This is a genomic window from Mesorhizobium sp. B2-4-2, from assembly GCF_006442845.1.
Taxonomy (GTDB): domain Bacteria; phylum Pseudomonadota; class Alphaproteobacteria; order Rhizobiales; family Rhizobiaceae; genus Mesorhizobium.
Genome location: NZ_VFVM01000003.1, coordinates 38,369 through 61,127, shown reverse-complemented (window position 1 = coordinate 61,127; position 22,759 = coordinate 38,369). Strand labels below are relative to the sequence as shown.

The 22,759-nt window shown below is 59.8% G+C and carries 21 protein-coding genes; 13 read left to right on the top strand and 8 right to left on the bottom strand.

Annotation, left to right across the window (positions count from 1 at the left end):
- Positions 1-61: 61 nt before the first annotated feature.
- The 3 genes from FJ942_RS07340 to uxaC all read right to left on the bottom strand — a co-directional run bounded on the left by FJ942_RS07340 (position 62) and on the right by uxaC (position 2,972).
- Positions 62-1,237: an extracellular solute-binding protein gene (locus FJ942_RS07340; RefSeq protein WP_140897609.1), complete on the bottom strand. Its 1,176-nt coding sequence runs from the start codon at positions 1,235-1,237 to the stop codon at positions 62-64.
- A gap of 158 nt (positions 1,238-1,395) precedes the next feature.
- Positions 1,396-1,569 (bottom strand): hypothetical protein, encoded by a 174-nt coding sequence (locus FJ942_RS28455; RefSeq protein ID WP_181167349.1) that lies wholly within the window; start codon positions 1,567-1,569, stop codon positions 1,396-1,398.
- 2 nt (positions 1,570-1,571) lie between these two features.
- Complete coding sequence (uxaC, locus tag FJ942_RS07335; RefSeq protein ID WP_140897422.1) at positions 1,572-2,972, bottom strand: glucuronate isomerase; 1,401 nt, start codon at positions 2,970-2,972, stop codon at positions 1,572-1,574.
- A 229-nt stretch (positions 2,973-3,201) separates the two neighbouring features.
- Between uxaC and FJ942_RS07330 the strand changes: the two genes are divergently transcribed.
- The 8 genes from FJ942_RS07330 to FJ942_RS07295 all read left to right on the top strand — a co-directional run bounded on the left by FJ942_RS07330 (position 3,202) and on the right by FJ942_RS07295 (position 11,792).
- Positions 3,202-3,876: a GntR family transcriptional regulator gene (locus FJ942_RS07330; RefSeq protein ID WP_140672117.1), complete on the top strand. Its 675-nt coding sequence runs from the start codon at positions 3,202-3,204 to the stop codon at positions 3,874-3,876.
- A gap of 35 nt (positions 3,877-3,911) precedes the next feature.
- Positions 3,912-5,096 carry a mannonate dehydratase gene (gene uxuA, locus FJ942_RS07325; RefSeq protein ID WP_140625465.1) on the top strand — a complete coding sequence of 395 codons (1,185 nt, stop codon included), beginning with the start codon at positions 3,912-3,914 and terminating at the stop codon, positions 5,094-5,096.
- A 212-nt stretch (positions 5,097-5,308) separates the two neighbouring features.
- Positions 5,309-6,361 (top strand): LacI family DNA-binding transcriptional regulator, encoded by a 1,053-nt coding sequence (locus tag FJ942_RS07320; RefSeq protein WP_140650349.1) that lies wholly within the window; start codon positions 5,309-5,311, stop codon positions 6,359-6,361.
- A 2-nt stretch (positions 6,362-6,363) separates the two neighbouring features.
- Positions 6,364-7,125 carry a glucosamine-6-phosphate deaminase gene (locus tag FJ942_RS07315; protein ID WP_140672078.1) on the top strand — a complete coding sequence of 254 codons (762 nt, stop codon included), beginning with the start codon at positions 6,364-6,366 and terminating at the stop codon, positions 7,123-7,125.
- A 34-nt stretch (positions 7,126-7,159) separates the two neighbouring features.
- The gene (locus FJ942_RS07310) at positions 7,160-8,347 is read left to right on the top strand and encodes an extracellular solute-binding protein (RefSeq protein WP_140672076.1); all 1,188 of its coding nucleotides are present in this window, start codon (positions 7,160-7,162) and stop codon (positions 8,345-8,347) included.
- A gap of 455 nt (positions 8,348-8,802) precedes the next feature.
- Positions 8,803-9,888, top strand: coding sequence for a type III polyketide synthase (locus tag FJ942_RS07305; RefSeq protein ID WP_140513489.1), 1,086 nt, complete (start codon positions 8,803-8,805; stop codon positions 9,886-9,888).
- A complete protein-coding gene (locus FJ942_RS07300; RefSeq protein WP_140672075.1) occupies positions 9,889-10,611 on the top strand; it encodes a class I SAM-dependent methyltransferase in 723 nt (240 codons plus the stop codon). It abuts the gene before it with no gap.
- Entirely contained in the window at positions 10,608-11,792 is a 1,185-nt protein-coding gene (locus tag FJ942_RS07295; protein WP_140672073.1) for an FAD-dependent monooxygenase, read from the top strand. Before FJ942_RS07300 ends, FJ942_RS07295 begins: the two co-directional genes overlap by 4 nt.
- A gap of 135 nt (positions 11,793-11,927) precedes the next feature.
- Here FJ942_RS07295 and FJ942_RS07290 read toward each other — a convergent pair whose 3' ends face one another.
- The 4 genes from FJ942_RS07290 to FJ942_RS07275 form a co-directional block, all read right to left on the bottom strand.
- The gene (locus tag FJ942_RS07290) at positions 11,928-12,233 is read right to left on the bottom strand and encodes a hypothetical protein (protein WP_140498458.1); all 306 of its coding nucleotides are present in this window, start codon (positions 12,231-12,233) and stop codon (positions 11,928-11,930) included.
- A 178-nt stretch (positions 12,234-12,411) separates the two neighbouring features.
- Complete coding sequence (locus FJ942_RS07285) at positions 12,412-12,912, bottom strand: metallophosphoesterase family protein (protein ID WP_140498549.1); 501 nt, start codon at positions 12,910-12,912, stop codon at positions 12,412-12,414.
- A 79-nt stretch (positions 12,913-12,991) separates the two neighbouring features.
- Positions 12,992-13,321 (bottom strand): DUF768 domain-containing protein, encoded by a 330-nt coding sequence (locus FJ942_RS07280; RefSeq protein ID WP_140658147.1) that lies wholly within the window; start codon positions 13,319-13,321, stop codon positions 12,992-12,994.
- Positions 13,322-14,079: 758 nt separating this feature from the next.
- Positions 14,080-16,086, bottom strand: coding sequence for a DUF4838 domain-containing protein (locus FJ942_RS07275; RefSeq protein ID WP_140897421.1), 2,007 nt, complete (start codon positions 16,084-16,086; stop codon positions 14,080-14,082).
- A 688-nt stretch (positions 16,087-16,774) separates the two neighbouring features.
- Between FJ942_RS07275 and FJ942_RS07270 the strand changes: the two genes are divergently transcribed.
- The 5 genes from FJ942_RS07270 to FJ942_RS07250 all read left to right on the top strand — a co-directional run bounded on the left by FJ942_RS07270 (position 16,775) and on the right by FJ942_RS07250 (position 21,841).
- The gene (locus FJ942_RS07270; protein ID WP_140498455.1) at positions 16,775-16,969 is read left to right on the top strand and encodes a hypothetical protein; all 195 of its coding nucleotides are present in this window, start codon (positions 16,775-16,777) and stop codon (positions 16,967-16,969) included.
- Between the two features lie 485 nt (positions 16,970-17,454).
- Entirely contained in the window at positions 17,455-17,934 is a 480-nt protein-coding gene (locus FJ942_RS07265) for a MucR family transcriptional regulator (protein WP_318012505.1), read from the top strand.
- A 144-nt stretch (positions 17,935-18,078) separates the two neighbouring features.
- A complete protein-coding gene (locus FJ942_RS07260) occupies positions 18,079-19,728 on the top strand; it encodes a GMC family oxidoreductase (protein ID WP_140567280.1) in 1,650 nt (549 codons plus the stop codon).
- 440 nt (positions 19,729-20,168) lie between these two features.
- The gene (locus FJ942_RS07255; RefSeq protein WP_140498453.1) at positions 20,169-20,948 is read left to right on the top strand and encodes a response regulator transcription factor; all 780 of its coding nucleotides are present in this window, start codon (positions 20,169-20,171) and stop codon (positions 20,946-20,948) included.
- 131 nt (positions 20,949-21,079) lie between these two features.
- Positions 21,080-21,841, top strand: a complete 762-nt coding sequence (locus FJ942_RS07250; protein WP_140498452.1) for a Crp/Fnr family transcriptional regulator — start codon at positions 21,080-21,082, stop codon at positions 21,839-21,841.
- 161 nt (positions 21,842-22,002) lie between these two features.
- Here the strand turns inward: FJ942_RS07250 and FJ942_RS07245 are convergent, their stop codons facing one another.
- A complete protein-coding gene (locus FJ942_RS07245; RefSeq protein ID WP_140897420.1) occupies positions 22,003-22,734 on the bottom strand; it encodes a cysteine hydrolase in 732 nt (243 codons plus the stop codon).
- Positions 22,735-22,759: the final 25 nt, after the last annotated feature.

Below are 22,759 nucleotides of genomic sequence, written 5' to 3'. Positions count from 1 at the left end.
TGTTGTAGGCGAACCGGGCGGCATGCCCGGTTCCTATTATGCGCTGAAACTCAAAAGTTTGTCATTTCGCGGCGGCGGCGACCTGTTCGTCCCAGATTCGGAATGCCGTTACCATCGAAGCGGGCTCCAGCGGCAGTTCGATCGGGTTGTTGGCGATCAGGTCGGCATATTCGGTGCGGCCGAATTCGGCGATCGCATTCTGGCTTTCCTGCGGCGCCATGTCGAGGGTGACATCCTTGGCCGCCGGGCCCGGATAGAAATAGCCCTCGTCATAGGTATAGGCCTGCTGTTTAGGCGTCAGCAGGAATGCCATCAGATCCTTGAGCACGGCGAGTTTTTCGTCGCTGACCCCTTTCGGCACGCACATGTAATGGGCGTCGGCGACCCAATGGAAGCCTTTCAGCGCCCCAACCTTGGCTTCCTTCGGCACGACGCCGAGAACGCGCGGGTTGATGTCCCAGCCCGTCGTCGACACCGTCATGTCGCGCGTGCCTTCGCCGAGTTCCTTCATCAGCGCCCCGGTGCCGGTCGGATAATATTCGATGTATTTGTGCAGTTCCTTGAGATAGGCCCAGGTCTTGTCCCAGCCCTTGACCGGATCCTTTGGATCGCTGTCGCCGAGCAGATAGGGGAGGCCCATCAGGAAGGTACGGCCGGGGCCGGAATTGGCCGGGCGCGCATAGAGGAACCGGTTCGGGTTCTCCTTGGCCCAGGCCAGAAGCTCCTCCGCCGTGGTCGGCACTGTCTTGACCTTGTCGGGCATGTATTCGAGCAGCGGCCCGGACGGGTAGTAGGTGACGACGACGCCGTGGTCCTTGGCCAGCGTCTGCATGCGCGCTGCCGGCTCCTGATAGATATCGGCCAGCTTCGGCAAGGCGCTCGAATCATCAGGAAGCAGCTTGACCCACAGGTCCATCTCGAGCCCTGCCGACAGCGCATCCGTTCCGGTAAGCACGAGGTCGATATCGACGCGGTTCGCCGCCTGCTGCGCCTTGATCTTGCCGGGAAGCTCGGGGGCGGGCGCCTTGGTGAAGACAATGTTCGAGATCAGTTCCGGCTTGGCCGTCTTGTAATTCTCGATCGCCTTCTGGGTTAGCGCCAGATTGCCGGCGACATCGACGATATTGATGGTGACGGGCGCGGTCGGCAGCTTGGCGGTCTGGGCAAACGCGCGCGCAACCGGAAGCGCCGCCATGCCGGCTAATCCGCCGACCGCCTGTCGCCGAGTGATCTTGATCATCTTCATCTCCTCCGCTGGTCCTGTCTTGTCCGGCAGGATTTCAATTTTGATATATTAATCTACCAGTCATCAAAAACAACCGCTTTCTGCTCCGTGCATGAACCGCTGCGCCAATCATGCCACGGTGGCTGCGGCGCCGTCGTTCAAAAGATCGGTCAATACGGTTCCCAGGCTTGCGAAATGGGCTCGGCCGGGAGATCGGTGCCGAGGACCTGCTTCAGCCGCAGGAAGACGGCGGCCAGTTGGGCAGCCAAGCCGATCTTTGCGGTCCGCGCGCCCGATCCCGGCCGGCAGGTCACCCAGGTCCGATTGGAAAGCCGCTGCGCCATGGTCAGAGCCTATAGGCTTTCTTGGCCAGGCGGTAGGCGAGATCGTGCGCCACTTCCTGCGCCTCGTCCTCGTCGAGCCGGTGGTCAGCCACCAATTCCGCGAGAAAATTGCAGTCGACGCGGCGCGCCATGTCGTGCCGCGCGGGGATCGAACAGAAGGCACGGGTGTCGTCGTTGAAGCCCACCGTGTTATAGAAGCCGGCTGTCTCCGTGGTAAGCTTGCGAAACCGGTACATGCCTTCGGGGCTGTCGAAAAACCACCAGGGCGGGCCGAGGCGCAGCGCCGGATAATGCCCGGCAAGCGGCGCAAGCTCGCGCCCATAGGCCGTCTCGTCCAGTGTGAACAGGATCAATGTCAGGCGCGTGTCGTTGCCGAACGCGTCGAGGAGCGGCTTGAGGTCGTGGACATAATCGGTGCCGGTGGGAATGTCTGCGCCCTTGTCGAAGCCGAACTCGGCGAAAATCTGCGGGTTGTGGTTGCGGAAAGAGCCGGGATGGATTTGCATGACCAGGCCGTCCTCGACGCTCATGCGCGCCATTTCGGTCAGCATTTGCGCGCGGAACAGGTCGGCATCCTCGGGCGAAACATCGGCCTTCAGCACCCGGTTGAACAGAGCCGTTGCTTCCGCCTTCGATAGGTCGGCGGTGCGGGCATTCGGATGGCCGTGGTCGGTGGACGTCGCGCCGCGCTGCTTGAAATATGCACGGCGGATTCGGTGCGCCTCAAGATAGCCGGGATAGCTGGCCGGCGTTCCGGCCAACGCCAGGAACCGCTCCACCTCGGCATGGAAACCCTTGCGCGAAGGGTCGACGACGGCGTCTGGCCGGTAGGCTGGCACAACCCGGCCGTCCCATCCGGAAGCCTTGATCGCATCATGCGCGGCAAGCGCATCGGTGGCGGCGTCCGTCGTTGAGATGGCTTCGATGTTGAAACGCTTGTAGAGCGCGCGCGGGCGCATCTCCGGCCGCTCGAGCTGTTCGGCGATGCGGTCATAAAGAAGGTCGGCATTCTTCGCGCCGAGCCGCTCTTCGATTCCGAAGACCGTTGCCAGCGAATGCTCGAACCACAGCAGCGTCGGCGTGCCGCGGAAAAGGGCGTAGTTCTCGGCGAAGCGGCGCCAGATCTTGCGAGGATCGGTTTCGATCGGCCCCCCATCCAGCCGCGGGACGCCGAAATCTTCCATGCGCATTCCCTGGGAATAGAACATGCGCAAAATGTAGTGGTCGGGCTTGACGAACAGCGTGGCCGGATCCGGGAACGGCAGGTCATACGCATACCAATCCGGCTCGGTATGGCCGTGCGGGGAGATGATCGGCAAGGCACGCACGCCTTCATAGAGGCGCCTGGCGATGGAACGGACGGTAGGGTCAGGCGAAAAAAGCCTGTCGGGATGGAGCGGCATTGCAAAATCCTTGCGGTCGAGCCGCGAAAGCGGCGTTCGGAAGGGAGGGGCGATTGAATGCGCGCGATCATAATTTGGGATGAAGCGGCGTTCCGATATTGGCGAACAGTAAGGAATAATATATTAATATGTCAACTGATTGAAGATCGGGGATCGAGAAATGACATCAGCAAAGGCGCATGCGGGCATTGCGGGCTCCGACCGCAACGCCGTCTCCGTTCGAACGAAGATGCGTCGGCCGGGCATCGTGCGTACGACGGCTGCGTCCGCAGTATACCGCGAACTGCACGAGGCGATCGTATCCATGCAGCTTAAGCCCGGCAACGCCTTGAATGAAAAGGTGCTGACCGAGCGTTTCGGTGTCAGCCGCACGCCGGTGCGCGAGGCGTTGATTCGCCTAGTCGAAGACGGGCTGGTCAATATCTATCCTCAGTCGGGAACCTTCGTCGCGCCGATACCGATCTCGCTCATTCCCGAAGCCGTCGTCATCCGTAAGGCGCTGGAAGGCGCCACGGTCGAAAAGGCCGCGCAATGCGCAAACGGCGACGATGTGGGAAAGCTCGACGACATATTGGCGCGGCAGCGGTTCCTTGCCGAACGACAGGACATGAACGGATTTCACGAGGCCGACGAGGCCTTTCACGAGGCGATTGCCCGAATAGCCAGCTATTCCGGCATCTGGAACTATCTGAAGCCGGTCAAGGTGCAGATCGACCGGGCGCGACGCATGACGCTGCCCGCGCTCGGCCGCATGGACCATGTGATTGGCGAGCATACGGTCATCCGCAACGCTATAGGGGCGCATGACGTGAAGGCTGCCTGCGAGGCCATGCGAATCCACCTGGGCGCTGTCATTCCCGATGTCGAGCAACTGCGCGACGCCTACCCCGACTGGTTTATTTGAGCCGACCAGCCCTGAAATAGTTGGAGAAATGACGAATGCGCGAGGCATGGAGATGGTTTGGGCCGGATGCGGGGGTTCCGCTCGATGCCGTGCGTCAGGCCGGCGCCACCGATATCGTATCGGCGTTGCACGAAGTCCCGATCGGGCGTGCCTGGACGAAGGCGGAGGTGGCGACGCGCAAGGCGATGATCGAGGATACGCCGTCCGACCGCTCGCCGCTTGTCTGGTCGGTCGTTGAAAGCATACCGGTCCCCGACGCTGTCAAGCGTCACGGCGGCGAGGCGAAAGCCGAGATCGAGGCCTGGATCGCCAGCATGGAAGCGGTTGCGGCCAACGGCATCCATATCATCTGTTTCAATTTCATGCCCCTGGTGGACTGGACCCGCACCGATCTCGATTACGAACTGCCAAGCGGCGCGACCGCGATGCGTTTCGACCAGGACCGGTTTGCAGCCTTCGACCTCCACATCCTGCAGCGCAGGGGAGCCGAAGCCGATTATTCGAACGAGGACCGCGAGCGGGCGAAAGCTGTTTTCGAGGCGATGAGCGAAGAGGAGGCCGCGACCCTCGTCGCCAACATCGCCAGTGCGCTGCCGGGCTCGACCACGGAGCCGTTGACGGTCCCGCAGTTTCGCGACCGGCTGGCGCGTTATGCGGGCATCGATGCCGCCCGGCTGCGCCACCATCTCACCGAATTCCTGGCGGCGATCGCGCCCGCCGCAGAGAGCAGCGGCGTCCGGCTTGCGCTGCATCCGGACGATCCGCCCCGCTCGCTCTTTGGTCTGCCGCGGGTGGCCTCGACCGCCGCCGACTACAACGCGCTCTTCGAGGCAGTTCCGTCGCCGGCCGTCGGCATGTGCTTTTGCACCGGAAGCCTTGGCGTGCGCGCCGACAACGATCTTCCGGCGATGGCGAAGCACTTCGCGTCGCGCATCCCCTTCGCACATTTGCGGGCGACCAAGCGCGAAGGCGATGGCCGCACCTTCCATGAAGCGGCGCATCTGGACGGCGACGTGGACATGGTTGCGGTACTGCGCGAATTGTTGGCCGAAGACGGCAAACGGGAACCGCACGACACCATCGTCTTCCGCTCCGACCACGGCCACCGCATGCTGGATGATCTCACAAAAACGGTGAATCCCGGCTATCCGGCGATAGGTCGCCTGCGCGGTCTGGCGGAACTGCGCGGCGTGATCCACGCGCTCCAGTCGAAGGGTTGACAGCGCGGCAATGCCTACCGTGATCGGCGCGGCTTCGGTCCGCCTGCGCCGATCCTGCCCTATCCCTGACGTCGATCGGCATTAGGTCGGTTTCCGCCTGTGGAGGACTGCCTCGGGGGACAGTCCGATTATCCGACCTGTTCTAGGCCAATCAATCCTTGACACGACTTCGTGCAAGCGCTTTCATGCAAGCGCTTGCATTAGGGGCGCGCATGCCTGACCGAAGGCGGAACAATTCATCTTCAGCACCGACGCTGAGCGAGGTGGCGGACGCAGCCAACGTCTCTTCGGCTACGGTTTCGCGTGCTTTCAGCCGGCCGGAGCTTCTCAGTCGCGAGACGGTCGCGCGGGTTCACTCGGTCGCCGCAAGACTCGGCTATGTCCCCAACCATGCCGCGCGCGCACTAAGCACCGGCCGGATGGGCAATATCGCGCTGATCGTGCCCGACATCACCAACCCGTTCTTCGCGGCGTTGATGCGTGGGGGGCAGGCGACGGCCCGCGACTGTGGCTATGCGACATTTATCGGCGATTCTGACGAGACGCCGGAAGTGGAAGACATTCTCCTGACCAAGCTGTCGGCGCAGGTAGAAGGTTTCATCATCGCCTCTTCGCGCCTGCACACGAAACAGATCCTTGAACATGCGCGGAGGCGGCCTTGCGTCCTCGTCAACCGCGACATTCCCGGCATGGTACGGCTTCTGGTCGATAGCGGGCCAAGCTATGGGCAGGCGCTGGAGCATCTGGTTTCGCTGGGCCATAGATCGATCGCCTATGTTTCCGGGCCGGCATTCTCCTGGTCGAACAGCCAGCGCTACGGCACCGTGACCAGGAGGGCCGCCGAGCTTGGGGTTGAGATTGTACGGGTTCCGACCTCGCGGCCAAGCTTCGAGGCCGGCCAGGCCTGCGTCGATGAACTCGTCCTGACGGCCGCGACCGCCGTACTCGCATTCGACGATGTCATGGCGCAAGGCATCATGGCCGGGCTTGCCGCGCGCGGCCTGTCGGTGCCGGGCGACTACAGCGTGATCGGCTGCGACGGCATACTGGCGCCGACCCTTTTCCCGCCCCTGACGTCCATCGCAACCCATTGCGCGGAGGCCGGCAGGCAGGCGGTCGAGCTTCTCGTCGCTATGCTGCAAGGCAAGCCGCTCGCTCACAAGCGCATCAATCTCGTCACCGAATTCGTCATCAGGGCGACAACCCAGGCCCCGTGCTCGCAGCGAGCCACGGCGGGGCTCGATCGACTTACAACCACGGAGTGATCATGCGAATTTACGTGAAACCGGACAAAAAGCTGCTGGGCGCCGCTGCCGCTGAACTGGGGGCGCAGTCGATCCGCGCCGCGATCGAGGCGCGCGGCGCGGCCAATATCGTCGTCGCCACCGGAGCCAGCCAGTTCGAGGTACTTGCCGCGCTGGTGGAGCGGGATGACATCGACTGGTCGCGCGTCACCGGCTTTCACCTCGATGAATATGTCGCCATGCCGGATACGCATCCGGCCAGTTTTCGGCGCTATCTCAAGGAGCGCTTCACCGCGTTGCTGCCGTCGTTCGGGGCCTTTCATTTCATCGACGGGGACGTGCCGGATCCAGGTGCCGAGGTGGCGCGCATCAATGCGTTGATTGCGCGTCACCCCATCGATGTGACCTTCGCGGGCATCGGCGAGAACGGCCACCTCGCCTTCAACGATCCGCCCGCGGACTTCGAGACGACCGCACCGTTCCACCTGGTAACGCTGGACGACCGCTGCCGCCGCCAGCAGTTCGGCGAAGGCTGGTTTCCGACGCTGGAAGACGTCCCGCACAGGGCGATCTCCATGACCGTCAACCAGATCATGAAAAGCGGTCTGATCGTGCTGGCGGTGCCGGACCGCCGCAAGGCCGAGGCGGTGCGCGACACGGTCGAAGCGCCGATCTCGCCGATGGTGCCGGCCGGTATCTTGCGCAGGCATGCCGACTGCCACCTGTTTCTCGATCCGCAATCGGCTGCTCTGCTTCGCGAAGTGCCGGACACCGTGGGCGAATAACCGTCCACGCAACCTAGAAAGGGAGGAGACACCAATGACAACCCGACGCAATGCCCTTCTAACGATCCTGGGTGCTGGCGTTGCCGCGGCGGCAAGGCCGGTTTTCGTGCTTGCCAAGGAGTTCCCGAAGCCGAAGGAACCGCTGGTCATCAATGTGGTCGACGTTGCCGGCGACCTGCAACTCAGCCAGCGGGCGCTTGAAAAGTTCGCCGAGACCCATCCGGAACTGATTTCGAAGTTCGTTTACACGCAGGCGCCCGCGCCCGAACTTGCCGCCAAGCTCAAGGCCCAGCAGGCGGCAGGCCGGTTGGACATCGATTTCGTGCTCACCGGTAACGACGCCCTTGCCGCGGGCATCGACCAGGGATTGTGGACCCAGATCCTGCCCGACTACGCCGATATGTTCCCCAAGCTCGACGAGCGCTACCTACCGGGCGCCTATGCCATGCAGCAGATGGCGAAGGGCCAAGCCTTCGTCGATAGCTGGTATCCGTCAGGCCCGCTCCTGGAATATGCGCCGGATCGGGTCAAGGACCTTCCTGGGACCGCTGAAGAGTTGCTTGCCTGGTGCAAGGCGCATCCGGGAAAGTTCATGTATGCGCGCCCGGCGAATTCCGGCCCCGGCCGAACCTTCGTCATGGGCCTTCCCTACCTGCTCGGCGACAAGGATCCGCTGGATCCTATCGACGGCTGGGAGAAGACCTGGGCCTATCTCAAGGAACTGAACGACTGCATCGACTATTATCCCTCCGGCACGACCGTCACCATGAAGGAACTGGGTGACGGCACGCGCGACATCATCGTCACGACCACCGGATGGGACATCAATCCGCGCTATCTCGGCATCGTTCCCGAAGACTACAAGATTGCGACCCTGAAGGGCTTCCACTGGGTCAGCGACGCCAACTATGTGGCTATCCCAAAGGGCGTTTCCGACGAAAAGCTCGGCGTTCTCCTGCAACTGATCGCCTTCATCCTTGAGCCCGAGCAGCAGGCATTCATGTACGATCACGGCTACATGTACCCCGGCCCGTCGATCAGGGACGTGCCGATAGAGATGGCGCCGCAGGACAGCCAGGACACGATCAAGCGTTTCGGCCGGCCCGAATATGCCGCGATGATCGCCGACAACCCGATCGAACCGCCGCTCGACGCCAAACCGCTGGTTGCCATGTTCGAGAAGTGGGACAAGGAGATCGGCGGGGCCAAAAACGGCAAATAGGGTATCTCCGCGCACCGCCATTCGACAGCGGTTTGTCCCCGCCGCCATGATGGCTAGGCCGCCTTAAACAATACCCCTGGTGGTCCGGGGAAGCCGCCGGTCCACCCGAGATCGCGGTCGACTGGCCAGGCCTTGGCCGGTCAAGGAATGGATGACTCGTCTGGCTATATGGCGGCCGCGATGCCATCCATCCTGATGCGAATGCGGCATCCGTTGCGGTACGGTGCCACATTCGACGCTCGCCCGCCTGCGCCGCCGACAGCGAGGATGCCTCCAATTGCGCTTGGTGCCGCCATTGGCCGGCACCTTGGAAATCGTCGAGGACGAGGGAAGCTTTCATCTGTCCCGAACGTTTATGAGAGTGTTTACCACCTCTCAGGGGCTGGTCCCGACCCGGTCGGGTTCGTAGTCACCGCCCGCGGTACACCAGCCTAAAGCTGTAGGCCGAGGAAAAGATGCCCGCTCAAGCTTTCATCAACCGGATTGCGGCAGCCGTTCCGGAGAATGGCGTTCACCGCTTCTTTCTTCAATTTGCCGGTTCCCAGTTGACGGCAAATCCCCGTCGCCGGGCGATCTTTGATCGCATGGCGGACAGATGCGGAATAGAGCATCGTTATTCGTGCTTTGCGCCCGCCGATGATCCTGAAGGCCCAAGTGTCGATTTGGAGGGTGTTTTCAAACGCGGCGCGTTTCCAGGCACGGCAAAGCGCATGGAGATGTTCGCGGCCACAGCGCCCGCTCTGGCTGAACAGGCCGTGGAGAAGCTCCTTCATGGTCAGGACAGGAGCCGTATCACACATTTGATCGTCACCACCTGCACGGGGTTTTCCGCCCCCGGCCTGGATCTGGAAATAATTGCCCGGTGCAACCTGCCGACCTCCATCGAGCGCACAATCCTCGGCTTCATGGGTTGCTATGCAGCGATCAACGCACTCAAGCAGGCACGACACATCATCCGGTCGGAACCCGAGGCCCGGGTTCTGGTGGTCAGCATCGAACTCTGTACGCTTCACCTCAAGGAGACCTCCGACCTTGAAAAGCTGCTCTCGTTCTGCCTGTGGGGCGATGGCTGCTCGGCTGCGTCGGTAAGCGCCAGTCCTTTTGGCATAGGACTGGATAGTTTTCACGCGCTCGTCGATGGCGGCAGCCGCGACCTCATGACCTGGAACATACACGACGACGGTTTCGACATGGTGTTGTCGGGAGAGGTTCCCGCCGCAATCCACCATGCACTCGGCACAGACATAGGCAGCATTCTGGGAAACAGGAGCGTTTCAGACGTCGACCTTTGGGCCGTCCACCCGGGCGGCCGCTCCGTTCTCGACGCAGTGGAGCGCGCGCTGAATCTCCGTTCCGATGCGTTGTCGACCTCCCGCGAGGTCCTTCGTGAAAACGGAAACATGTCCTCTGCTACCGTCATGTTCGTACTCGAGCGAATGCTGCGCGAGGCCACAAAGGAAGACCGTGTGGGTTGTGCCATGGCATTCGGACCTGGCCTGACGACCGAGACGATGATGTTCCACACAGCCGGCGATACCTGAATGGTCAATGATCTCGACCATCGTCGGATCGAGCGGGAACTGCTCGACAATTTGCCTCCCGACGATCCAAGGGCCGTCGGTTCGCGGCGTGATCTCGCCTGGATAAACGCACTGATGTTTCAGAGCGCGATCATGGCCAGCCTGTTGAAGGCAAGCGTGCGCAAAAGCCCGACCAGATTTTTGGAAATTGGTTCCGGCGATGGAGCATTCATGCTTTCCGTCGCAAAGCGCCTCGCCCGGCGCTGGACAGATGTCGACCTGGTCATGCTTGACCAGTTCAACCTCATTTCGGACAGGCGGTTCGCTGATTTCTATGCACTTGGTTGGCGGGTCGAAATCATCATCGATGATGTCTTCGAATGGATCGAAAGCCCCCGAGCAGGCGCCTTCGATGTGGTATCGGCCAACTTGTTTCTGCACCATTTTCCGGACGCAGCCCTGAAACGCCTGTTTTTGGCGATTCGCCCTCTGGCGCCAGTGTTTCTCGCCACCGAGCCGAGCCGAAACGCCATTGCCTTAAGAGCCTGCTCGCTTCTGCATATCATTGGCGCGAACGAGGTGACTTTGCACGATGCGCCGGCAAGCGTCCGCGCCGGTTTTGCGGGTCATGAGCTTTCCAGCCTATGGCCCCCGGATTTCAGGCGCCAGTGTGCAGAACGCAGAATTGGACCGTTTACCCATGCCTTCCTTGCCGTCGACCGCGCTTCGGAAGGTTTGCCATGATGTACGACGCCATCGTCATAGGCGCCGGGCCAAGTGGTTCTTCGGTGGCCTTGGCTTTGAGCGGCCAGGGGCGCGCCGTTGCCATCGTCGAGCGAAGTGAATTCCCGCGCCGCAAAGTTTGCGGGGAATACATGTCCGCGGTCAATCTGGATCTATTGGATAGATTGGGCGGAGGCGCCGCGGTTCGCGCCAAAGCCGGTCCGGAGGTCAAGCGGGTTGCACTTTTTGCATCGGGTCCCGGCACGGATGCGGGCATGCCGCGGGCCGCGGGAGATGCATTTGGACGCGCGCTCGGGCGCGACGTTCTGGATGGCATGCTTTTGGATGCGGCTCGCGATGCCGGAGCCGACGTGTTCCAGCCTTGGCGGGCGGCGGAGATCACCACCGATGGTGACAACGCTATGGTTCGGATCGAAAGCAAGCACGATCAGGGAGTTCTCGTTGCGCCGGTCGTTATTGCCGCGCATGGCTCGTGGGAACAAGGAAGGCTTCCGACGAACCTGCCGAAAACCAACGCGCCGCACGATCTTTTCGGATTCAAGGCTCATTTCACCGGCGCTGAGCTCGACCGCGACCTCATGCCCCTGCTGGCATTTCCGGGCGGCTATGGCGGCATGGTCTGGGCCGACCGGAACAGGATGTCGCTGTCGTGCTGCATACGCCGCGACGCCTTGATCAGGCTACGCAAAAAAGGCAACGCCTCGTCGGCAGCCCAAGCTGTTCATGCGCATATCCTTGCTTCGTGTCCCCGTGTCGCCTCCACGATCGTGAATGCCACGCTCGATGGCGAATGGCTCGCCGCAGGTCCCATACGGCCTGGCATACGCCCATGTTTTGCCAACGACATATTTCGGGTGGGCAACCTCGCCGGTGAGTCCCATCCCATCATCGCTGAAGGGATCTCGATGGCCTTGCAGTCAGGCTGGTTGTTGGCCAATGAACTGGCTAGGTTCGCCCGTTGGGACCGAGCGGCAAGGATTGCTGTTGGACGCCGCTATTCCAAGGGCTGGAACAGCCAATTTGCAACCCGCATTCGCGTGGCTGCCTTGTTGGCACGCCTTGCCTCCCATCCCATGTCCGCTGCCGCGATGAACACGTTCGTGAGCGGTTTCCCGAACAGCCTGACGCTGGGAGCCAGATTGACCGGCAAGACGAAACCGCTGCCGATCGCGTGCGACTGAGAGGCTCAAGACTTGGTGCTCCAAGACGCTATAGCGGTCATGAACTCTGTCTTTCGATAGGCGCAGCCTTGCGATTAGGGATGACGTCTCAGGCCCGGGTCATCGCCGGGCCTGAGCTGAATTCTGCTGGCGGAACTATTTGTTGCAATTTTGGGACGGCGAGGTGGCAGTGCCGCTGGCGGTATTGGTGTCGACGTCATTGCCCGCAGTGTCCTTGCAACGGTCATTCATGCCGTTTGGTGTTGTCGTGGTCGAGTTCGTCGCATTCGGATCAGTTGTGACGGTCCCCGTGGTGCTGCCGGAGCCGTTGACGCTCGTGCCGCTGTTGTTCATGCCGCCGCCCGCGGTACCGCCGGCATTGCCCGAGCCGCTCGTTTGGGCCAGGGCGGATGTGGCGAGCGCTAAGGACAGGGCGGATGCGACCAAGATCGTTTTCATCATAAGTGCCTCCATTGGTTAAATCGCTTGTTGCGATCACTTTCCCAACGGAGCGCCGTCCTTGTTGTTCCTGTAACGGAAAATCGTGATCGATCTTCATTCTTGTCCGGCTTTGATGCTGAGCGAAGCACATCCAGAACTGTATAAAGGACGACTGCCGGTCAGTGGCGACGGGCCACGCTCAGCCTGATCGACGGTTGTGCTTGCTGAGCAGGATCGGCAGGGAAACCGGCCGGAAATTCCACACGTCAACGCCGACATCACGCTGGCGAGTAAGCGGCTTCAGCTTGCCATGCGAATGGCCGTGCAAATTCACCGATCCCTTGCCCATCTGATTCCAGGTCCGAAACGGATAGTGGCACAGGACGAGGAGGGTACCGTCCACCACCAGTTCCGCATAGTGCTGGATGCTGGCCCAGCCAGATGCGAGCGTTGCATCGCTTCCGTCATTGTTGCCGATGATCAGGTGCTTGCGCCCGTTGAGCTGCGACAGGATGTTTTCGATGCCGGCCTTCGGGCGGGCAAAATCACCCAGATGCCAGATCTCGTCGTCCGAGCCGACGGTCTCGTTCCAGAGGCTCATCAGCGCCGCGTCATGCGTTGCCAGCGAGCCGAACGGCCGCCGATCAATTCGCAGGATGCGTGGGTCGTTGAAATGAGTATCGCTCGTGAAGAAGATCATCCTGTGCGCGACTTCCCTCGCTGATCGACCCAGCCCGATACGCCGGACTAACGATCCGGTATTCGGCTGTACGCGCTCGTCAGCTTCCTTCCTTACGGCCGTCACCGGCGGCAGACGCTGAGTGTTCAGGCTCCGCAGCCTCAAGACCTTGGATAATCGGCGTAAGCGAGCCATCTTCCTCCGGAACTGGTTGCCGGCCGTTGGCTGCGTTCGCCTTGTCGAGGGCCTGCTGGATGGCGTCTTCTATGTTGCCGATATCTTCTTCGCGAACCTCGCGCCCGTATCCTGCGGCGTCCGCATCCTGCTCGAATTGCTGGGCCAACACCGCGACGCTGACTTGCGTGTCGGTCGCCAGGTTTCCGACATTCTCCTGCAGCCAGGTTCGAAAGAACTCGATCGTCGCGCTCATATTGCCTCCTGAACCGGACAACTGCTGCTGAGAGCGGTTGTTCCATGTTCCTGGCTACACTTTGCGGACTCTTGTGACGTTGACCTTGGGTACCGGGGATCCGATGAACGCGCCGGTTGAGCATGGCCATTGCCGCTGCCATCGGTGCCGCGGCCCTTGCCGTCGGCAACACACGGTATCCGAACGGAGTAGCCCCAAACTGTCAGCTTACAATTTGCAGTCATAGGTTACAGACTTCCCGTGTTCTATAAAGGGAGGTGGGAAGTACCTGGGCCTAACAATACTCTAGGGCGCGGTTGAAGGTTCGCCTTCGAATCGCGAAATGCCCAGGTGGTTCACAGCTCCCAAAACAATGGGAGGTGTCAGCCAAACAGGATGAAAATCGGGTTTCGGACCCTAGTCCCCTCGGTCCGATCCACCGGTTCAAGGGCAACGTTAACACAGCTCAAAGCCGACAGGAAAAATGCAGTCCGGCAAGTCTCGGCCTCACATCGGGAAACCAGAGCCAGGCACCGACTTCCGCGCAGCACGACGTGTCCTCTCCGGCGATTGAGGAAAAATTGCGAGGTGATTGTCGTGTCTGTCGCCTGTCTTGACGCAGTCCCCCCGTTCATGGACAGAAGCGCTCCCGCAACTGCACCGAGCACAGTCGGCAGTGCCTGGCACAACGCCGACCACCTCTCCCTAGCTGGCCAGGGCGCGATATCGCGCGGCTTGGCCAGCTAGCTTCCCGCAAATCTTCTTTCAAAATAGATGGATCATTCCGGATCAAGGTCCGGAGATTGAATCGCAAAGCCCGGCAGGATCCAACTCTGGCTCTCCACCCACGCGCAGTGATTCATGTTGGATATCCACATATGCTCATATGATCGCCGAAATTGCAGCAACGCTTCCAGTTCCGGCTTTCCGCGCTCATAGGCGGATTGCGGATCGCCGAGCGTGAGCTTGCTGGCCGCTCGCGAGCACAGCTTCGCATGCTGCAATCCCAGCTCAAGAAACTTCACCCGCATCGAGGCTTCCGGATCTTGGATTGCGGAGGCTGCCGCCCTGTCAAGCAAGGCTTCCGCCGGCGCGAAACTCTCCTCTGGATAGACAGCGTGCGCCGCCTTCGCCCAGCTTCGCCAACGAGATGCTCCAAGAGCCTCGAACCCCTCCCGCAGCTGGGCGCGAGCGTTCGAGGTATACACCTGCCAATAATCAAAATAGCTTTTGACGTCGTCGGCCGCAGGTCCGAAGGCTGAATAATATTCCGACAACAATGACTCCACGGCAGTCTCAGGATGTGTCTGCAGGCGCATCAACAAATAGAGATTTGGACCTTGCGTCGCCCAATGGCCTGTCAGCGAGTCAAAATCGGTTCCGACCATCCCGTTTCGCGCCGCGTTCTGAAACTCGTCGGCGAACTGGCCGGCGAATATGTGCGGCATGCAGTAGCCATCCAGGAAATAGTTGGTGCGCATGAACACCTGGGCAGTCGTTGCCGCCCATCCGCGCCACTGGTCTTTTATCCAGTCCTGCTCTTCGCCGCTGCGTGGATAGTACCAGGCCGATGGGCAAAACCCGATCAGGATATTCGGGTTCAACTTGATTCCCGATGTCGGTGCCGCGAAGTAATTCATATAGGCGTATCCCACCACGACCGCGTTAGGGTCGTCTTTCGCGGCTATCCGCTGAATGGCTTGCCATGAACGCGCATAGCGGTCCGATACGAAAGGCTTGCTGGCGATCTTCGACTTCGACGGAATGAACTTTCGATAGTCAGGCGGCTCTGGGCCATCCAGCGCTTTGCATATTTCGCACTCGCACTGCCCCGGGATGTCGTTCTCGACCGCATTGACGAAAGTTGGCTGTCCCGCAGAGGCGCTCCGATGCTCACGCCATTGCGAGACGATCTCTTCTCGCAAGCCCGGATTGGAAATGCACATCGAGAAGCGAGCGCCCAGCCTCACCGGGCCCCGTTTGCCTCTGACCAATTGAAACCATTCGGGATGCTCGGTGCCATACCGCTGCCACCAGTCGACGAAAGCGTGACCGTAGTTCGTGGGTACTCTGCGGCCCATTCGGTGGCGACGCAGGAACGTGGCCTGGGCTTTCATATATTCTTTCGCCGCTGCTGCGGTGAAACCCATTTCGGGATGTTCTTCGCTCGTGAAGCCAGCCCCAGCGCGCACGCGACGCTGCATGAACCGGGGCGTAACGACGTAATCAAGCGCGGGGATCACCAAGGACTGTGCCTTTGGGACAAACGTTCCCAGTTCACCTGGCCATAGCCATCGGACACCGAAATAGCGATCAAGGAGCTCGTACACGCCGAAGAGGGTGCCCGCGGACGTGTTTTGGTCGAGTGCACTGCCGGGATGATCGAGGCCGGCGATGCACAGATGGTTGCCGACGGTTCGGATGATACAGGTTTCACGCGCCAATGCGCCGAATGTGATTCCGGCTGCCCGGGCGAACCGGGTGTCGCCCAGAAAAATATGGGCGGCGTTACGCAAGCCAGCCGGCGAGACATGGTTTTCAGTTGTGATGGTAGGTTGGATGCCGGTCGCTTTTTCTATGTGCCAGCCGAGTTCCGTGGCGGCGTAGTGAACAGAGCCACTCGGCTGATCCGAAATAACGAGCGTTGCCGCAGGTCTGCCGCCGGCGATAAGCGTTACGCCAGCTGAAGATTGAGTGGCCGCATTGCCAGGGTTGGTAAAGCCAAGCCAGTGTAACAGGCCCAGAACCGTTCCCTGTGCAAACGTCCTTCGCGATAACGGTCCCATGCCAAAGACCTCACTTATGCGCGCGCATCCAAGAATGTAGACCCTTTTTACGAGGACGGGCGTTCACAACAATTTGTATCAAGTAAGCTTTGCATGCTTCAGCCGTCACGTTTCCCTTGCCCGCATGCCGATCCATTGCTCGCCAGTCTGCAGTTCGGGGCCAAGGCGAAGATCAGTGTGTAAGGGTTCTCTTTGTATAGTAGGTACGTGCACACAGAGTCCTATCTCATTTAAAGGGTTCAAAGAATTAATCGAGATATCCGCGATTTTTCTCGAAAAAACTATCCATCTCCACGGGACAAGCAATGCCCTCTTTTGGAGGCTTATCATGATCGAACACATTCTTTTGACAGTCTCACTGAGTGCTTCAGTGGCTTCTTCACCTCGTCGTTTTGCCGATTCCGGACAAAGGTCGGGTCGTCCGAGGCCGGCCCGATCGGATGGCACCTGCGGATCTGGTGAAAAACCGCTGGCAAGTCTGGTGGGTGCGGAGAGGACGGCAAAGGCGGCCAAATAGCTCCAGCCTGGGGATATCGCCCAATTCAATACTCCGCTGGCGTAGCCAGCGGAGGCAGTTTTCACCGCTGTGCGACCCATTTGCGCAAACCAATGGTGAAGTCCTCACGATCTGGGAACTCTCATCCGCCATGTTCGTTACTGCTCCACATTATGGAGAGATGGGGGTCGGATGGATTTTTCGAGACGCAGGGACTGGGAAGCTCTAGCCAGCGCCCTCGACATCAACATCTATCAGCGTTCAAAGACAGTGTGGATTGCGGCTGGAAAGTACCGCGGCAAAGACATTGAAGTGAAAGGCCGCTCGCCAAGCATCGCACTCGCATTGTGGAAGGAAGCTGCGGGCTATACCGGCTCGGAGTGGTAGAAAGAGCGGTTCGTCAAGCCGCGCCGCTCAGGTCCAAGCGCCCATGCACAGTACAAGGCGCAAGCATTGTTCAAGGCTTACGGGCCTGGACATGTCTTGCGCCGGCCGCGTGGACAATCGTGACTTCAAGCGCGCCATGAAGCTCCAGACACGACAGCCTTGAACAAGTCGAGCCGTCGCGAATAAATCGAGCCGTCGCAGCGAGGCGGCGCTGGATATCGATTTGACGGTCGATACCGGTACGCGACATGTGCGCACCGGCATCGGATCAGTGAGGTCTTGCCGGCTTAGCTGTGCCGCCGGTGTTGCCGGTTTCGCCGCTGCCATCACGGGATCGGGATTGGCAAGCGGTACCACTTTTGGATGGATCGACTGCCGCCAAGGGACAATTGACACAAACGGCACCTGGGGATGGCATTGGGCCATGCAAGGAGCGGGGCATCAGGAGCATTCTCCTGGGACGGTGGGCAATCCTTCAATGAGCGATGCAGAACGTGCTCCGCGCCTCGGCCACGGAAGATAGCCTTCTTCAGGCAATGAGCGGACTCATGGACTCTGACCCCGCCGACCACATTGAGCTAACCGCTGATATTGTTTCGGCCTATGTCAGGAAAAACCGGACGTCGCCTTCCGATCTGGTTGATCTGATCCAGAATGTCGGCCGTGCTTTGCAAAAGCTTGCCGTGGGCGATCACCAGCCCGAACCGAAACCTGTTCCAGCCGTGCCGATCCGCAAGTCGGTGACCCCTGACTTCATCGTTAACCTGGAGGACGGGCGCCGCATGAAATCCTTGAAGCGGTATCTGACATCCATCGGCATGACGCCAGCGCAATATCGCCAGAAATGGGGCTTGCCGCCGGATTATCCGATTGTGGCGCCAAATTTAACTGCGTTGCGCTCGGAGGCGGCCAAGAGGATCAGGCTTGGACAACGGAATGCCAGTGGCCGAACTTCCAGAGGCTAACCGAATGGAGCACAGGGCGAGGCTCCGGCAGTCCTCGCGCCGTTGCTCGTATCGTGACATTTGTTTTCTTCGGATCACAAGTTTGACGTGCCCGCCCGATGCCAGCGGGACCAACAGCCAAATGGGGGTGGGGGCAAGGCGCAAATGGCCACGCTCTCACAGGCGTGCAATTGCTGGTCCCGATCGACACCATGCCCGATCGACGCCATGATTGAAGATTGCAACGCCTTTCCGCAAGGCATGCGCCTGGAGGCGGATGTGTGCATCGTGGGAGCGGGTGCCGCCGGCCTGGCGATAGCATCACAACTAGAAGGCACGCGGCATCGCATATGCGTCATCGAAAGCGGTGGCATGACGTACGAGCACTGGCGCCAACGGCTGTCGCGCGGGCTGTCCGTGGGTCAACCTTACGAAGCTCTTGATCTTTGCCGCCTTCGTCAGTTCGGCGGGAGCACAGGCAAGGCTGGTTGGGGCGGATGGTGCAAGATGTTGGACCATGGCGATTTCGAGCACCGGCCCTGGATACCCCTGAGTGGTTGGCCCGTCGCCCATAAATCATTACTACCCCATTATGAGACCGCAGCCCGCCTGCTCGGAATCGACGACCTGCTGACCGATTGGCCGACTTCCGCGGTCATGCCTGAAAACGGGCCGCTCTTTTCGGAACGCTGCTTTCTCAGTCCCACTCCGGATCTCGGAGCAACGCTTCGCAAGAAGCTTCAGGACGCAAAAAACGTCCAGGTCGTGCTGCATGCCACGGCGCTGCGGCTCGACACCGACGACTGCGGAAGGCGGGTTCGCTCCATCGAGGTAGCGAGAACGCCGAACAAACGATTCCAGATTGCTGCGCGATTTTTCGTGCTGGCCTGCGGCGGTATCGAAAACGCGCGCCTGCTCCTTGTTTCAAACCGACAGGCGCCGAATGGCATAGGAAACCAGTATGACCTGGTTGGCCGCTATTTCATGGAGCATCCCCGGGTAAAATGGGGAAGCTTGCAAGTCAGCCAGCCCGACAACATGATAGACCTCCACGTGCCTTGGACCCGCACGACCGGATTGTCGCCTGAAAACCGCGGCACCAATGATGCATTCGGACTGGCGCTGCGGCCCGAAATACGTGCAAGCGAGCGCCTCCTCGATTCCCGCACATGGATCAAGCCTGGGCCTTGCGTCAATCATATGGATGGTTCCGAAGCTTTGCAGTATCTTACCTTCTGGCTGCGGAGAGGCCGGCTGCATCGCGACCTTATCAAATGCGGCCGAACTATCCTGATGCATCCGGCGGGAGCAATATCGGCAGGTTTCGAACGGATCTGGCACTCACGTCGGCGTGCAAGGCATTTTCATTTTGACACGATACTGGAACAAGAACCGGATCCGGCAAGCCGCGTCACGCTCGATACAAGGCTCGACGAGTTCAGTCTGCCCCGTGTGAAGCTGCAATGGAACGTGGGGCCTCTCGTCCGACGGACGCTTGAGCGTGTCCAGGCGATCATCACTGAAGAGATGAAGCGGCTGGGGCATAGAAGCGCCATTCATCCAGGCCAGGACAAAGACCCGGCGGGGGAGCGAGACATTCCATATCACTGGGTTCGACACCACATGGGCACGACGAGGATGAGCGACGACCCGCGAACCGGCGTGGTCGATAGTTCGTGCCAGGTGCACGGCCTCGCAAATCTGTTCGTCGCCGGCAGCTCGGTCTTCCCGACCGGAGGCAACGACATGCCCACCCTCACCATTGTCGCGCTCGCTATCAGACTGGGCCAGCACTTGCGGCAAAGCCTCGAATAAGCTCGCCTCCACCTTCGCCAAAGCGGTCAATCGACGAGGAAAGGGAGCAGGCTGCGACGTCTCATGCCGCAGGTCCGCCATATGGAATATGCCGGCTCCTGAATGTAATTTTACGCTTTGCCGAGAAAGTGTGCGCGTTTTGAGCGAAGGTCTGACCAACGGCTCACATAGCCACCCCTGTTCAGCTCTTTGTCGTAACGATTCTGGATGACCGCTACTTCCGTAGCTACCCCCTATTGGTAAGCGCATGGACTTCGAAGCCAACTATAATACTGCAATCACGACTTTTTCACTTTGATTGCTTGAGGAAACCGAAATTTTGGCCGCGCTGTGCGTTTTGTCACACCACCACCTCCGGTCCACAAGCTATTACTAAAGTGTTAAGGTATGGGTTTAAAAGCGAAATCTCCGTTGGGGCGAGATTTGCGCGGGGGTGAGTCATGACAAGTTTTTTGCCTGCGAATGATCGGACGGACAAAACTGATCTTGATCAATATCCATCTATTCTCGACGTCAATCGTCTCTCACCGTCCTCGGGAGAGGGAATCGAGATTGCAATCATCGATGGCCGGCCTTTGATGTGTGACTGCTTCAGCAGAAGCCTCGAAATCATCGAGCCATCATTTCATATCCAGCATTACGCGTCGGTCGAAGCGTTCGACATGGCGGATCCCGAAGAAACGCAGAGAGTTTCGACGGTCCTGATGTGTGTGATGTGGTCGAACTCCCAGGCGGACTATCATCTTTCCCAGATAGGCCATCTGAAAGCGACCAGGCCCGAGGTAGGGGTGGTCATCCTATCGGATATCGAGAACTTTGAGGACATTCTCAAAGTGGTCGAAAACGGCGCGCGTGGCTATATTCCTACCAGCGTCAGGTTGCAGGTGGCCGCCAAGGCCATCCAGCTTGTCGCGGCGGGCGGAACTTTCGTCCCGCCCAGTGTTCTCTTTCATTCAGGACGCGCCGTCACCGACGGTCAGTCCGCGACCAAGCAGCAGCCGCACGGAGACAACACTTTTACCTCGCGTCAGATGTCTGTCATCGAGGCATTGCGTCGAGGAAAGGCGAACAAGGTCATCGCGTACGAGCTCAACATGTGTGAAAGTACGGTCAAGGTACACATTCGGAATGTCATGAAAAAACTTCGTGCGAGAAACCGTACCGAAGTCGCCTACATACTCAACACAACGCCGTATGAAGGGATTGCCATACGGAATTGAAATATGGGTGCCGCCTCACTCAACGAGTAATGGTTCTTGACGGACCGTTTTAGTAGATGTGATTTGCTTGAGTTTGGGGAGCAGCCGCAACGGAAGCGGCTGCGAACCTTTGCAAGGGGGCGCTACCCAGGATGAAACAACCGCCCGTTCGATATCCAGGCCCGCAGACTGACGGGGAGATCACCTCCGTAGCTGATGCCAACCATATGCACGGGCCGGATTTGAAAAATATCGAGCATTTCAGCAATGTTAAGTCGTCCACGCTGATCGAGATAGACCGCCGCTGTCGTTGGTTGCATCTCAATGAAGGGGACGTCCTGGTCCCGGCCGGCGAAAGTGTCGACCGGCTTTTTTTTCTGCTCGAGGGCGAGCTTCGAGCGCTCGTTTATACCCGCAATGGCAAGATTGTGTCGCTCCCCCCTGCGCATCGTGGCTCGCTTGTTAACGGAATTGCCTTGAGCGGCGACATCCAGATGCCATATTCGGTCGAAGCGGCGGGACCATGCACTATCGCTTCGATCGGCAGTCGTGCCTTTCTGGACATAGTCAAGCAGGATCCTGAAGCCCTGCATGCGGTTGTACAATTGTTGGTGGAACGTCAGCAGGTGCTTGTCGAGCACATCGTTGAGCTTTCGACGCTCAACGTTCGGTCCCGGGTGCATAAGGAGTTGCTGCGCTTATGCGCTGAAGACATCGGAGCCGACGGTTCGGCGAGGATTTCTCCTATCCCGACCCATACGGATCTGGCCCACCGCATTGGCACCCACCGCGAGGCGGTGGCACGCGAGCTGAGCTACCTGCAAAACATCGGACTCGTGCTGCGCCACGCCAAAGAGCTTTACGTGCCTGATGTATCCCGTATCGCCGATCTTGTGGCAAAGTCGGACGACTAAATCGTAGGCGATGCGTCGGGGCACCTTTCGAGAGTGGTCGCGATCTCTGAGATTGCTGGGTTGCATTGGGACCGGACGTCGGTTGTGTTTGGGCTTGATCTACGCTGGCCCTGAGCGGCAGCCGCGGTGCTCCAAGGTGACTGATAGGCAGCTTCGCCTGCTCATTCGGCTAGTTCAAGACGACCGTGAACTCGCTCTGCGACCGACTTCAGGAATTGGTCGGACGTCGATGTCCATCCAAAGAGTATCTGAACGAGCGTGATCGAGGCATCATGATTGCTCCTTGGGTCGTCCCAAGCGATGGGCTCGCTGGTGCAATCCGTCAGCAGTATGCAGCGATAGTCCCTGAAGAAGGCATCCCGAATTGTCGATTCCACACACACGCTGGTCGTGCATCCTGTCACGATGAGGTGTTTGACGCCTGCGGATTTCAGAACAGAATCGAGTTCGGTTTCGTAGAAACCGCTGAATCGCGTTTTATAGAGGACGAAATCCCCTGCCTGTGGCTTGAGGCCGTTGACGACCTCTGTTCCCCAGGTGTCGCGGATCAGAATCCGGCTCTCGCTGCCATCCGGGGCTGTCATGTTCGCGCCCACCCCGAAGATCTGGAGATGTCGAATACGGTTGGGGGCGTCCGACGTTCCAAGGTCCGAGAGGTCGCGATGATATCCCATCTTCAGGTAGACGATGGGCATGCTCAATTCGCGAGCGGCAGCTATTACGCTGGCAGTAGGGCCTACAGCCCGTTGAATCCCGGAGATATCGATTCCGGCTCTGTCGAACATTCCACCGTTGGAGCCGAAGTCATTCTGCATGTCCACGACGAGTACGGCGGCGTCAGCGGGATCAATTGAAATAGGTTGAGGCTTGGCGTCGATGACAAATGGATGCATTTCGTCCTCATCCCTGCTTGCAGCC